Below are 13,187 nucleotides of genomic sequence, written 5' to 3' on the forward strand. Positions count from 1 at the left end.
CATTGCGCGCATCCGCTCGGCTATGGTGCGGCGGTCGAAGCAGTGGACCTTGGGGGAAGGCAGGCGCACATGCGACGAGCTTTGGTCATCGTGGCGTGTTTGGGGACAGCGATCACGGTCGCCGGCTGCGGCGGCGGCACGAACGACGGCACCGCTTCGGCGCCGTCCGGTTCAGCACCCGCCGCGCAGCAACCAGCATCCACCGAGCCCGCGGCCACGACCGCCGATCCGCCGACCGCGTTCGACGCCGGCGCCGGCGCCGGCGCCGGCCTGCCCGCCGAGGCACTGCGCGCCAACGTCGCCGGCAGCGTCGTGTCGACGTTCACGACCTTGCGCGACCGCACCGCCTACATCATCACGCCGACCGCGCTCAACGCGGTGGACGTGCTGACCGGCCGGCAGAAGTGGACCGTCGCGGTCGCCGGCAAGCCCGGCGACCCGTACAACCAGAGCACGCCGTTCGTGAACGAGACCGGACCGCGCCCGCCGGCCGTCGGCGACAAGCTCGCGGTCGGCGCCGTTCCGGTCCTCATGCCGGAACAAGGCACCACCCCGTCCTACATCACGCTGTCGGTGGTCGCCGCCGACAAGGAAACCGGCACCAAGGCCTGGCAGGCGGACATCAAGGTGTCCGACGACCAGTACGCCGACGCCGGCAACGCCGTCACCCAGGTCGTCGCCGTCACCGACAAGGCCGTCGTCGCGAGCTACAGCCAGGACGAGGACCACGTGACTGCCGCGCTCGACCCGGCCACCGGCAAAACCCTGTGGCAGCGCAAGGACTACGTGGCCGGCAGCCTCCACGGCGACGTCCTCGTCGGCACCGACTTCAACGTGCCCGAGAACTCCTCGATGACCCAGGCCACCGCGCTCGACCTGCTCACCGGACAGCAGAAGTGGATCGGTGCGCGCGAGTCCTACGGGCTCACGATGGTCCAGGCCGATCCGGCGCTCGTGGTGGCCAACCGCACCGACTACGGCTCCGGCCATTCGTTCCTGCTGTTCCTCGACCCCGCCACCGGCGCCGAGAAGGCCAAGATCGAAGGCGCGCGCGGCTTCGGCTCCCAGGCCTACGGCGACTGCCTCTACGACCAGCAGTCCGTGCTGACGTGTGAAGAAGACGGCGTGCTCACCGGCTACGACGCCAAGACCGCCGCCAAGCTGTGGAGCCTGCCGGACCAGGCCACCAACCGCGTCGCGCCGAGCGTCACCGTCGCCTGGCACGGCGCCCTGTACGGCAAAACCCAAGGCGGCCAGCCGATCGTGCTGGACGCCAAAACCGGCAAGGACTTGTCCACGGAGAACGTCGGCGCCGCCCCGGTCTTGGTCAGCGAGTACGCCGGCATCGGGGCCGACCAGGACGGAGCGCCCAAGGCTTATCCGGTCAAGAAGTGAGCTGACCGCCTGGTTGTTGCCGGCCAACAGGTTGTTGACCATGCAACGCTGACTCCGTGCCTTACGCCTGGGTGAGTGCGTAGAGGAGGTGGCGGAGCGCGTTCGCGTCCTCGTGGTCTTCGCGCCAGATGAGTCGCAGCTGCAGCGGAGGTGCGTGCACGTCGAGCTTTGCGAGCCGTCGCGAGCCGAAGTCAGCGTGGACTGCGAACTCGGGCAGTAGCGCGATCCCGCGACCGGTGGCGACCCATTCACGGACCTGCGCAAGTCCGCCGACGGCGGTCAGATCGACGTCGGGGCCGAGCCATCGCTTGGTGGCCATCCAGAACGAGCAGCGGGCTTCCCTGCCGATCAGACCTCCTGTCTGCTGGATCTCCTGCATCGTGACCGGATGCCCGAGGAGTGGATGATCTGGCGGGACCACCACAGTCATGGGGACCTCACGGACGTCGAGATACTCCAGGGCTGAGGCAGGTTGGGCGAACCCAAGATCCCCAACGCGTTCCCCGGCGTCGAGGAGTACCGCGACGTCGATCTCGTCGCGATCGAGCGCGTCGAGGAGCCGAGCGCGGTCGGGATCGGGGCGTAGGTGCACTTGGAGGTCCGGCCGCGCTCGGCGAAGGTCGTCCAAGACAGCGGGTAGGAGTTCGTCCGCGATCGAGGCCTGGGCTCCCACGGTGAGTCCTGGAGCGGCATGAAGTTGCTCGGCCGCGACATCGAGTGCCTCAAGCGCTTCGCCTGCGCAGATGAGATAGGCACGGCCGGCTGTGGTCGGATTCATGCCGGTCCGATCGCGTGTGAACAACGGGACCCCGAGCTCGCCTTCGAGCCGGCGTATCCGATCAGAGATCGAGGACGGCGCAAGGCCCAGGACTGCTGCCGTCTGGTTGACCGTTCGATGCTGGACTAGCGCGATCGCCGTGCGCAGTTGGTCGAAGTCCACACGCTCACTCTAGGCGGGTGTTCGGATATTCCGAATGCCGATGCGGTGGTGGCGGTCGAACCGAACCCTGCGAAAGCGGACTCTCCTCTCTCGACGAATCATTCTCGCCGGACCAAGGAGATCCATGCCAGAAGTATCAGCCAAGTCCGCCAGGCGCCAGCAGCGTCGGCCAATACCGCAGCTCGTGGGCATCTCGCTGGCTTACTTCATGGTGCTGCTGGACACCACGGTGCTTGCCGTGGCCGAGCCCAGCATCATGGCCTCACTACACATCGACGTCGTTGGCGTTGGGTGGGCAACCACGATCTACACCATGGCGCTGGCATCCGCCTTGGTCTTCGGCGGCAGCCTGGCCGACCGCTGGGGGGCCCACCGACTCTTCATCGGCGGTGTAATGGGCTTCGGCGCGACGTCCTTGGGCTGCGCGCTCGCGCCCACGCTGTCGGTTCTCCTGGTGTTCCGGGCCATGTTGGGGCTGTTCGCCGCAGCCATCATCCCGAGCTCACTGAGTCTGATCGCCAGCCTGTACCTCGACCCAGTGCGCCGCGGGAGCGCCATCAGCGCGTGGGCCGCGATCAGCGGCGTAGCGATGGCTGCCGGGCCCGTACTCGGCGGGTGGCTCATCGCCGTCGATGGTTGGCGGGCAGTCTTCGTGATCAACGCTCCAATGGCCCTTGTCGTCTTGGCACTCTGCCGGACGTCCATCGCGCGCACGCGGCACGCACGCGCCATCTCCTGGCTACCGCACCTCGGACTGGCAGCAACGTTGGCCACCGCAACGCTCTCATTCACCCAGGCAGGGCAACGCTCCTGGCTTCTGGCCGCGGTATTCGGTCTCATCGCCGTGGGGCTCGCGTATGGCACGACTGTGGTAGATCGAACCTCGCCCGCACCGCTGGTCCCGGCGGCACTGCGCGGTAACCGTCCGGTGTGGACGGCCTTCGGATGGGGCGCCGCGGTCAACTACGCCCTGACCACGGTGATCTTCTCTATCCCGCTCCTCCTGCACACGAACGCAGAGGCAGCCGGAGCAACGCTGCTGCCGATGACCTTGCTGGTCGCCCTGAACCCGCTGCTCACCGGGCGCATCGTCGCCGCCTACGGACCCCTACGGCCGATCCGGATGGGCTTTGTCGCCTTCCCAGTGGGGCTGTGTCTAGTCGCGGTTGCAACGGCAGTCCAGCATCAACCGGTCGTCCTCGCCCTCGGGCTCTTGCTATCCGGGCTCGGAGTGTCCTGGACACTGCCCGCCTTGGTCGGCTTCGCTGTCAACCACGCCGCCCCCGAAGCCGCCGGCTCAATCGGCGGCATCCTCAACTCCACCCGACAAGCCGGCGCCACCATCGCCGCCGCCCTCGCTAGCGCCATGCTGACTCAGCACCACAGCAACACCGCCTCGGCCCTGCCGTTCCTGATCGCGGCGGCAGTCTGCGCGCTCGGCCTCCTCACCGCCACGACGCAGCGCGTTGCCCGCACAGGAGCGCCATCCGTCGTCCGGACGAACGCAGCGGACAACCAGACATGACCCACGCCAACGCACCTTTGTCCACTGAAGGCCGCCGGCGGCTCGTTGTCCGCTGTCGCACCGACCGATCACTCACGTCGCCGCCGAGATGGGCATCTCGCGGGCATGCGCGTCGAAGTGGGTCAACCGCTACCGCCGCTACGGCGAACTCGGTCTCCTGGATCGCCCCTCGACGCCGAACCGTCAGCCGGCAGCCATCCCAAGCGAGGTGGTTAGCCGGATCGAAGAGATGCGGCATACTCACAAGTGGTCGGCTGCCCGCATCACCCACGAACTCGCCGCCGACGGAATCGTCATCTCCCGACGAACAGTCACACGCCACCTTGCGGCACTCGGGCTGAACCAGCGCCGCTTCATCGACCCGAACGGCGAGAACAACCGCGAGATCCGCAAGATCATCGCCCGCCGTCCCGGGCACATGGTCCATATCGATGTGAAGAAGGTAGGCCGGATTCCCGATGGCAGCGGCTGACGCGCTCATGGTCGGGAAGTGATCGAACTAAGGCTGCGGAGCGCATGAAGGCGAAGACGAAACGGCGTGGATACGTCTATCTGCGCTCCGCGATCGATGGCTACTCACGCCTCGCCTACACCGAAGCCCTCGCGGACGAGAAGGCCGCCACCGCGATCGAGTTCATGCACCGGGCCCGGGTCCGGTTCGCCGCGCACGGCATCACCCGGATCGAACGGATCGTCACCGACAACGGAGCCTGCTACCGCTCAGAGGCCTTCGCTCGGGCGTTGCTCGGCTCGCGAGAGCAGCGGATCACGCCGTACACGCCGCGGCACAACGGGAAGCTGGAACGCTACAACCGGATCATCTCCGAGGAGTTCCTCTACGCCCGCACCCGGACCTCAGAAGACCAACGCGCAGAAGCCCTCAAGATCTGGAACGTCCACTACAGCTACCACCGACCCCGCGGCTCTGCCGACGGAGAGCCGCCAGCCTCGCGGCTACGCGAAGGCGTCAGCAAGGTCCTGGCCTCCTACACCTGGTCCTCCGGTGACAGCCGGAGCAATTCCCGTGCCAGTGCGTCGTTCTGACGGAACATGATCGCGTTCGTCCGGGGCCGCGTGAACGCCCCGGGCGAACGGATGCTCGTGTGCACGCCCATGGCGAACCGGCGCGGGTGCGGGGTGCCCGCGGCGTCGACCAGGCGCGAATCCGTGATGCGCGTGGCGATCCGGCCCGACGGCTGGTCGTCGCCCGCCGCGTCGGGAACGGTTTCCTCGACCAACGCGCCGGCGTCGCGCATCTGGCGGAGCAAGGTGTCGAATACGCGCGGCACACTCGCTTCCGGCAGCCGCGCCTCGATCAACGTCCGGGCCCGGACCACGTCGGGGAAACTCGAACTCGACGCGGCGAAAACCCCCGCCGATTCGTCCGCCGTCACCAGTAAATCCGCGCCCAGGAACGAAATCAGCCCGGCGTCGGCCAGGGCCAGCAATTCCTCCAACCGGCGCGGCGGCGGCCCGCTCGCGTAGTAGGAAAAGAACCCGCGGAACCAGCCGTCCATGTCCGAGACCTGCGACGCCGCCGAAAGCCGGCCCGTCATCAGCAAGGCCGGCAGCTGTCCGACCACCGACAACAACGCCATGAACGCCCCGAGATCCGCGCTGAACCGCTGATCCGCGCGCCGCGCGAGATCGGCCTCCACGTACTCCCGGACGACCTTTCCGAATTCCTCCGGGGATTCGAAATGCGCGCCACCGAACGGCCGATCCAACCGCTCCAGGTCAAGCCGGTCCTGTTCGGCCGGCACCGCGGAGACAACCAGCGCGTCCATTTCGGACGCCCCCCAGTCCAGATCCGCGAACCGATCCGCGAACACCGCGAAATCCATCAGGACCCGCGAGGGATGACCGGTGAACAGCTCCGTGTAATACGCCCACGCCAGTTCCTTGGCGATCAACGGCCACACATCCGCGCGGAAGTCGATCGGCCCCGGCTTCGCGCACAGCGCCTCGATCGCGTAGGAATCGAAGAACCTGGGCAGCTGCAACGGTTTCCCGCGCAACCGGTACCCCGTCTTCGCGTGATACGGGACCCCGCGCCGCGAGCCGACGTGGAGCACCGGCTCGGCGCCGCTGGGGTGGTAACGCAGGCCGCCGCCGGGCAGGTCCTCGAAGCGGCCGCCGCGGCCCTCGGTGAGCAGGAGCATGAGGTCGACGAACGCGAGCCCGAACCCGCGCACCAGCACGGACTCACCCGCCGGCACGCCGGAGTAGTCGACGTCGGCGGTGTAGCCGGCCGGGTAATACGCCAGGTCGTGTCGCTCGGCGAACGACTCCAGCGCGCTCTCGGCCGGGTCCGGCGTCGCGTCGAGGTGGCCGACGGTTAGGAGCACGGCGTCGGCTGTCACTACCTCACCGTTGTCGAGGCGCACGCGCTGCGGCGGCCCGTCGTCGATCGCGACGGCCGAGCTCGCGTGCTCCACCACCTCGATCCCCGGCGGCAGCTCGGCGAGCACCTTCTCGTAGAACCACCTCAAGTACAGGCTCTGCAGCCGCCGCGTCGGGAAGTCCGTGCTGGTGAGCGCGTCGAACTCCGCACGCAGGTCTTCGGGCACGGGGAAGGACAAAGAGCCCGAACGGACCTCGCGGGCCCACTCGATGAGCGACGGCCCGGGCGCGACCGGTCCCGCCATGCGCACCGAGTCGTCCGTGTACATCGTGACGTCCTCGGGCATGGAGTTCATGCGCAGCAGCGGCGACTGCTCGTAGCGCCACACGCGGCCCGGCCCCACGGGGAACGGGTCGATCAGGTGCACCACGAAGCGCCGGTCGCCGAGCAGTTCGGGTGCGTTGACGGAGAGCCGCTCCAGGACGCCGACCCCGCGAGGTCCGGCGCCCACGACGGCGAGCGTGAACGTCGGGTGATCGGCCACGGACTCGAAGCTACGCCGTAAGGCGGCCACGAAGTGGCGCTCCCACAGTGCGGACACCGGTGCAACTGCACTATGCAGGGCGGCATCCGGGCGAGTGTGGCGCAGGCCACATCACGCTACCCTCGTGATCTTGCCGGTGCTCGGCGCTATGGTCTGGACACTCGGAGAACTGTCTGTGACCCGTTGGATACCGGCGAAAGAACCTAGAGATTCACCAACAGTCACGAGACACTGACCTTGGCAACTCACGTTTTGTGATTGGCTCGTGACCACGAGGTCCTAAAGTCACCGCCTGATCACCGTGCGGAACCGTCCGCACACGAATGTCGGGGAGAAGCACGCATGACGGCAGCACCGGGACGGGTGACGTTCCGCGAGGTCTTCGGGGTCGCCGAGTTCCGCGCGATGTGGTTCGGCGAGCTGCTGTCGATCGCCGGCGACCAGCTGGCCCGCGTCGCGCTGTCCGTGCTGGTCTACGCCACTACACAGTCGGCCACGCTCACCGGCCTCACCTACGCGCTGACGTTCTTCCCGTCCCTGCTCGGCGGCATCTTCCTCACCGGCATCGCCGATCGCTTCTCCCGGCGCACGGTGATGGTGGCGGTCGACTCCGCGCGAGCCGCACTGATCCTGCTGGTGGCCATCCCCGGGCTGCCGTTCTGGGTCCTGTGCGTGCTCGTCGGCTGCGTCTCACTGCTGAACCCGCCGTTCAAGGCGTCCCAGCTGGCTCTCCTGCCGCAGGTGCTCGAAGGCGACCGGTTCGTTGTCGGCATGGGCATCCGCAGCATGACGGTGCAGTCGGCCCAGCTGCTCGGTTTCGCCGGCGGTGGCGCGCTGCTGCTGGCGGTCGACCCGCGCCTGGCGCTGGTCCTCGACGCCGGCACGTTCGTGCTCTCGGCCCTGTTCATCCGCTTCGGTGTGAAGGCGCGCCCCGCGGCCGCGACCGGGGAGAAGCGCAAGCCGTTCCTCGCGTCGCTGAGCGCGGGCGGCAAGGTCGGCTTCGCGACCTCGGCGCTGCGTTCGCTGATGCTGTTCACCTGGCTGGCCGGCCTGATGCCGGTGTACGAGGGCATCGCGGCGCCCTACGTCGCGTCGTCCGGCGGCGGCCCCGAGGTGATCGGCCTGCTGCTGGCCGCCGACCCGGTGGGCAGCGTGATCTTCACCTTCATCTACACGCGCTGGGTGCCCGCCGAGGTGCGGCCGAAGCTGATCGGGCCGATGACGGCGCTCGCCGCGATCCCGCTCCTGCTCTGCTTCCTGCAGCCGGGGCCCGTCGCGTCGATCATCCTGTTCGTGATCTCCGGCGGGTTCGGCACGATCGCGTTGCTGCAGGCCACGGCCTCGCTGACCGTCGCGGTGCCCGACGAGACCCGGGCGCAGACGATGGGCCTGTCCAACACGGGCCTGACGACCACGATGGGCGTGGTTCCCCTGATCGGCGGAGTGATCGCCGACCACCTGACCGCCCAGACGACTGTCGGGATCTTCGGGTTCGTCGGACTTCTGATTACGATTCCGCTAACGATCATGTGGCAGAGGACGTTCTCCGCCCGGACGAGCGAGGGTACGGCGAAGGAAGCCACACGCGCCGAGCATGCGTGACATGCTCCGCGCGTGGGCTCTGACCTGCGCGACCTTGCGGTGCTGCTACGCGGTCACTGGTCCTTGCTGCGCATAGCTGGTCACCCTTCATCCGGCGTGTTCGGGAAAAAGGTACACACCTAAGGCCCTTGTGGACAGGCGGCAAACGGCCTGAAACTGTGCGTGAGGAGAGTGTCACCGGACATTCGCGCAAGGGTTTGGGGGAAAAATGGTCACATCGGGGGAATGGTCTGGACGGGGCCTGATTGGTTCCGTGGCGGGCTGGGCGCTGTGGTCGCGGCCGCGACGGTGGATCGCCGTCACGCTCACGAGCATGGTCGTCGCCGTGGTCCTGGCGGTCGTGAGCAGCGTGCTGGTCCCGGTCACCGCGGCTCAGCTGGAGCTGTTCGCGCTGATCACAGGCCTGGCCGTCGCCCAGACCGAGATCACCCGGCAGATCGAGCGCCAGCGCCGGATGCTCAGCCGGGGCCCGCACATCAACGTGACCTCCGTGTGGCTGCTGCCCGCCGCGCTGCTGGTGCCGCCGCAGCTCGTGGCCGCGCTGGCCGTTCTGCTCTACGTCTACCTCGCGTTCCGGAGCTGGAATGGCACCCGTCCGGGTGAGGCGCACCGCGTCGCGGCGAACGCGACGACCATGATCCTTTCCGGTTTCGGCGCCGCGCTCGCCGGTCACCTCACGGGCAGCCAGGGTGTCGCGATGGTCGCCGCCGCCGCGCTCGGCTACTTCGTCGTGAACACCGCGCTGACCGGCCTCGGCCTGTACCTCGCCGACCCGGCGAAGGCAACCCCCGCGTCCTGCCTCGGCACCATGGACGACAACGTCCTCGAGGCGTCGATCCTGTGCGTCGGCGGTCTGCTGACCATGGTGCTCACCAACGAGCCGCTGCTGTCGGTGCTGGTGATCCTGCCCCTGTACGTGCTGCAGCGCTCGGTGCTGATCAAGCGCCTCGAGGAGCTCGCGACCACGGACCAGAAGACGCAGCTGCTCAACGCCACCACCTGGCAGGACGGCGCACAGCGCGAGGTCTCCCGCGCCGAGCGCGAGAACGGCAGCTTCGGTGCGCTGATGATCGACCTCGACCACTTCAAGTCCATCAACGACACCTTCGGCCACCTCGCGGGCGACGACGTGCTCAAGGCCGTCGCCGCCGCCGTCAAGCAGGAGACACGCGCCCACGACCTGGTCGGCCGCTTCGGCGGCGAGGAGTTCGTGGCGCTGCTGCCCTCGACGTCGAAGGAAGACGCGATCGTCACGGCGGAACGCATCCGCCGGCGCATCAGCGAGCTCGTGATCCAGACGCGCACCAACGAAGGCGAGGCCGTCGCGATCTCCGAGCGCACGGCGTCGATCGGCGTCGCGTCGTTCCCCATGGACGGCACGAGCGTCGATGAAGTCATGGCTTCCGCGGACGCCGCCGTGTACGCGGCGAAACATGGCGGCCGCAACCGGGTGATCGGCGCGGTTTCTTCGCCGGTCCGGGAGCTCGCGGCCGTCGCGTAGCTCGGCATGGGGTCCGGCCGGCTTCCTCCCCCGAGCCGGCCGGACTACCGCAGCCTTTCGATCACATCCGCCGCCTGGGTCTGCAGCCTCAGCACCCCACCGACGGTGAACTCCGTGAGCAGGTCCACCAACGCGTCCTGGGCCGGCGGGTCACCTTCCCAGGACACTTGGACCAACGCTTCGGTCATCGCGAAGTACAGCGTCACCAGCGCTTTGTCGGCCCGCCCCGAGTCCACGCCGTACGCCGCCCAACGCTTGCGGCTCGCCTCCGCGTAGATCACGGCCAGCCGCTCCCGCAGCCTCGTCAGCGCCGGATTCCCCGCCCGCTCGGCCTCTCTGAGGACGGGAAACGAGTGTGGGTCCTCCTCGACGAACCGGAACATGTTCGCGTAGTTCGCCCTCGCCCACGCCCGCAGATCCGGCTCGGACGCATCCCTCGCCGGCGCCCCGATCGCTTCGAACGCCCTCTCTTCAGCGGCCCCGACCACCTCGGCGAACAGATTCTTCCGTTCCCCGAACTGCTCGTAGACCGCTTGCCGCGACACCCCCGCGGCCCTCGCGATCTCCTCGATCGTCGCCGCCTCGAACCCATGCCGCGCCACGGCCTCCGTGGCCGCCCGCACGACCCGGCCGCGCTGCTCCGCCACGGGCAACTTCCGCGGCCTCCCACGCTGCGCGGGGCTCGACATCGGTGCGCTCACCTCGCGTGCTTCCTCCCTGCGCTCTCGTCCTGGTTCAAGCATGCTGCACCACACCCGGCGACCATCACACCAGATAGGCCTGCGCCTGCAACGTGAACAGTTCCGCGTATCCCGCCTGAGCCGCCATCAGCTCCTCGTGCGTGCCGTACTCGGCGACCTTGCCGTGGTCCAGCAGGAGAATGCGTTCGGCCTGGCGGACGGTGGAGAAGCGGTGCGAGATGTACAGCGTCGTGCGGCCGGCCGCGAGGGACCGCAGGCGCGTGAACAGATCGTGTTCGGCCTGGGCGTCGAGGGCGGATGTCGGTTCGTCGAGGATCAGGATCGGGGCCTCGCGCTGGAAGGCGCGGGCGAGGGCGATCTTCTGCCACTCACCGCCGGACAGCGAGACGCCCTGGTCGAACCATCGACCCAGAGGCGAGTCGTAGCCGGACGGCAGGCGTTCGATGCGTTCGTCCGCGCCGGCGCGGCGGGCGGAGTCCTCGATGTGGGGGCGGTCTTCCAGCCGGTGGAGGTCGCCGAGGCCGATGTTCTCGGCCGCCGTTCCTTGGTACGTCACGTAGTCCTGGAACATCGCGCTGATCTGGGTGCGCAGCTCGTCCGGGTCGTACGAGCGGATGTCGACGCCGTCGAGCAGGATGCGGCCGCCGGTGGGGTCGTAGAGCCGGCACAACAGCTTGAACAGGGTCGACTTGCCCGCGCCGTTGCGGCCGACCACCGCCACCGTCTCGCCCGGCCGGATGTCGAACGAAACCCCGTCCAGGGCCGGTTCCTCGGCGCCCGGGTAGCTGAAGCTCACCGACTCGAAGGTGATGTGTCCCTCCACAGTGGACGGCAAGGGCCGCGGCGAGGCGGGCGCCACGATCTCCGGCTCCGTGTCCAGGAACCGGTACAACGTGTCCAGGTACAGATTGTTCTCGTACATCCCCGAAAACGCCGTGAACAAGCCCGAAACCGAAGCCTGCACCGACGTCGCCGCGGCCGTGTACAGCGCCAGGTCGCCCAGCGTCAGGCGCCCGCCGACGGCCTCCAAAGCGATGTACAACGCGATCGCCGAGCCGGCCAGCGTCGACAACAGCCCCCACGACGTCGAGCTGACGTTGCGGCGAACCGTCAGCCGCCGTTGCCGCTCGTACGACACCACGCCGAGCCGCCGGAACCTCTCAACGAAGTACGGCCCGAGGCCGAACAGCTTGGTCTCCTTCGCGTACGTGTCCGTGGTGACCAGCGACGACAGGTAATCCATCCGCCGCTTGATCGGCGACATCAGGAACGTCAGCCAGAACGCGCGCGACCCGTACTTCGACTGCGTGATGAACGCCGGGATCGGCGCGAGCAGCGCCACCAGCGCCAGCAACGGGCTGATCGACACCAGCAGCGCGATCATGCTCGAGAACGTGATCGCCGTGCGCACCAGCCCCAGCGCCGAGTTCATCATCGACAACGGCCGCGTCGGCGCCTCCTGCGCAGCCTGGCGCAGCATGTCGTACGACGTCGAACCCTCGAAGTACGCCAGCTGCAGCTTGCTCGCGTGGTCCATGACCTGGTGCCGGATCGTGAGCGTCATCCGCTCTTGCAGGAGCGTCTGCGCGATCGACGTGATCGCGCTGCTGATCGCGGTCGCGGCCAGCACGCCGAACTGGAACAGCGTGATCCGCACGATGTCGTCGATCGAGCCCTTGTGCTGGATGGCGGCGACCACGGCGTCCAGCAGCAGCTTCGCGATGTACGCCGTGGCCGTCGGCAGGAGGCCGGACAGCAGCGTGACCAGCGCCAGCAGGATGGTGAGCGTCGGGCTGGCCTGCCAGGTCAGCCGCACGACCTTCGGCAGGCCGCGGACGGTGCCGGACACCGACGTCTTCATCCGCTTGAACCGCGACTTCAGGTCTTTGGGTTGGTCCGGCTGCGGGGGTTCCGGGATGTCGACCGGTCCCGTCAGGCCACTGTCGGGCACCGTCTGCGCCGGCCTGCGCCCCCGGCCGCCGGGCCGTCCGCCCGGGATGAACCCGCCTGGGATCACGCGGACACCGCGCCGTGCAGGAAAACGTCGATCATCTCCGTGGTTTCCGGCGAACCGGGCATCGGCCGGCTCTGCGCGAAAAGCATCGAGAGGAACAAGGAAGCGGCCTTGTTCACCGGCAGCCGCAGGCGGTCGGTGTCCGGGACGAACAGCTCACGGACGGCTCGGTGCATCGCCTCGAACGACTCGCGCCGGCTGTCGCCGGTCACCGACTTGCGGTTGCGCGCCTCCTCCGGCGGCGTCCGTCCCTTCATGGTCGCGGCCATCACGGCACCGACTCGCTGCAGGTGCGCGGTCAGTGCGTCGACGGCTTCCATCAGCCGCTTCTCCAACGGCAGCTCACTCGGGATCTCCCCGATCATCTCCAACGCCTCCCCAGGGTCGAGCGCGGCTTCCACACACGCGTCGAACAGCTCGTCCTTGTCGGTGAAAACGCGGAAGATGGTGCCCTCGCCGATGCCGGCCGCGCGGGCGATCTGCGCGGTGGTGACCCCCCGGCCGTGTTCCACGACCAGCGGGAGCACCGCGCGCACGATCATCCGGCGGCGGTCGTCGGGCGCCATCCCCGGCGCACGTTTCCTCGTCTCCATGCCGACCAAGCTACGGAGTGAGTACTCA

Annotated in this window: 9 protein-coding genes and 1 pseudogene; 5 read left to right on the plus strand and 5 right to left on the minus strand. The window is 68.3% G+C overall.

Annotated features, from left to right (window positions below):
- Positions 1-99: 99 nt before the first annotated feature.
- Positions 100-1,395 (plus strand): PQQ-binding-like beta-propeller repeat protein, encoded by a 1,296-nt coding sequence (locus K1T34_RS16700; protein WP_220245178.1) that lies wholly within the window; start codon positions 100-102, stop codon positions 1,393-1,395.
- Between the two features lie 61 nt (positions 1,396-1,456).
- On the opposite strand, the gene K1T34_RS16705 is transcribed toward K1T34_RS16700, so the two are convergent.
- A complete protein-coding gene (locus K1T34_RS16705; RefSeq protein WP_220245179.1) occupies positions 1,457-2,335 on the minus strand; it encodes a LysR family transcriptional regulator in 879 nt (292 codons plus the stop codon).
- 184 nt (positions 2,336-2,519) lie between these two features.
- On the opposite strand from K1T34_RS16705, the gene K1T34_RS16710 reads away from it, so the two are divergent.
- Both K1T34_RS16710 and K1T34_RS16715 read left to right on the plus strand, forming a co-directional pair.
- Positions 2,520-3,860 (plus strand): MFS transporter, encoded by a 1,341-nt coding sequence (locus K1T34_RS16710; RefSeq protein ID WP_220245180.1) that lies wholly within the window; start codon positions 2,520-2,522, stop codon positions 3,858-3,860.
- Positions 3,857-4,904, plus strand: a pseudogene (locus K1T34_RS16715) (IS481 family transposase). The gene K1T34_RS16710 and the pseudogene K1T34_RS16715 overlap by 4 nt, the downstream one beginning before the upstream one ends.
- Here the strand turns inward: K1T34_RS16715 and K1T34_RS16720 are convergent.
- Positions 4,847-6,748: an FAD/NAD(P)-binding domain-containing protein gene (locus K1T34_RS16720; protein ID WP_220245181.1), complete on the minus strand. Its 1,902-nt coding sequence runs from the start codon at positions 6,746-6,748 to the stop codon at positions 4,847-4,849. The pseudogene K1T34_RS16715 and the gene K1T34_RS16720 overlap by 58 nt on opposite strands.
- Positions 6,749-7,090: 342 nt before the next feature.
- Here K1T34_RS16720 and K1T34_RS16725 point away from each other — a divergent pair, with 342 nt between their 5' ends.
- Complete coding sequence (locus K1T34_RS16725; RefSeq protein ID WP_220245182.1) at positions 7,091-8,350, plus strand: MFS transporter; 1,260 nt, start codon at positions 7,091-7,093, stop codon at positions 8,348-8,350.
- A gap of 208 nt (positions 8,351-8,558) precedes the next feature.
- A complete protein-coding gene (locus K1T34_RS16730; RefSeq protein WP_220245183.1) occupies positions 8,559-9,851 on the plus strand; it encodes a GGDEF domain-containing protein in 1,293 nt (430 codons plus the stop codon).
- A gap of 44 nt (positions 9,852-9,895) precedes the next feature.
- Here the strand turns inward: K1T34_RS16730 and K1T34_RS16735 are convergent, their stop codons facing one another.
- From K1T34_RS16735 to K1T34_RS16745, 3 genes are all read right to left on the minus strand, one after another.
- The gene (locus K1T34_RS16735) at positions 9,896-10,540 is read right to left on the minus strand and encodes a TetR/AcrR family transcriptional regulator (protein WP_220247242.1); all 645 of its coding nucleotides are present in this window, start codon (positions 10,538-10,540) and stop codon (positions 9,896-9,898) included.
- Positions 10,541-10,616: 76 nt separating this feature from the next.
- Positions 10,617-12,503, minus strand: coding sequence for an ABC transporter ATP-binding protein (locus tag K1T34_RS16740; protein ID WP_255638771.1), 1,887 nt, complete (start codon positions 12,501-12,503; stop codon positions 10,617-10,619).
- Positions 12,504-12,565: 62 nt separating this feature from the next.
- Positions 12,566-13,132: a TetR/AcrR family transcriptional regulator gene (locus tag K1T34_RS16745; RefSeq protein ID WP_220247244.1), complete on the minus strand. Its 567-nt coding sequence runs from the start codon at positions 13,130-13,132 to the stop codon at positions 12,566-12,568.
- Positions 13,133-13,187: the final 55 nt, after the last annotated feature.

The organism is Amycolatopsis sp. DSM 110486 (assembly GCF_019468465.1).
GTDB lineage: Bacteria > Actinomycetota > Actinomycetes > Mycobacteriales > Pseudonocardiaceae > Amycolatopsis.

Coding starts and splice junctions, on each gene's coding strand:
- K1T34_RS16725 (WP_220245182.1), top strand. CDS start 7,091: ATGACGGCAGCACCGGGACGGGTGACGTTCCGCGAGGTCTTCGGGGTC.
- K1T34_RS16730 (WP_220245183.1), top strand. CDS start 8,559: ATGGTCACATCGGGGGAATGGTCTGGACGGGGCCTGATTGGTTCCGTG.
- K1T34_RS16735 (WP_220247242.1), bottom strand. CDS start 10,540: ATGTCGAGCCCCGCGCAGCGTGGGAGGCCGCGGAAGTTGCCCGTGGCG.
- K1T34_RS16745 (WP_220247244.1), bottom strand. CDS start 13,132: ATGGCGCCCGACGACCGCCGCCGGATGATCGTGCGCGCGGTGCTCCCG.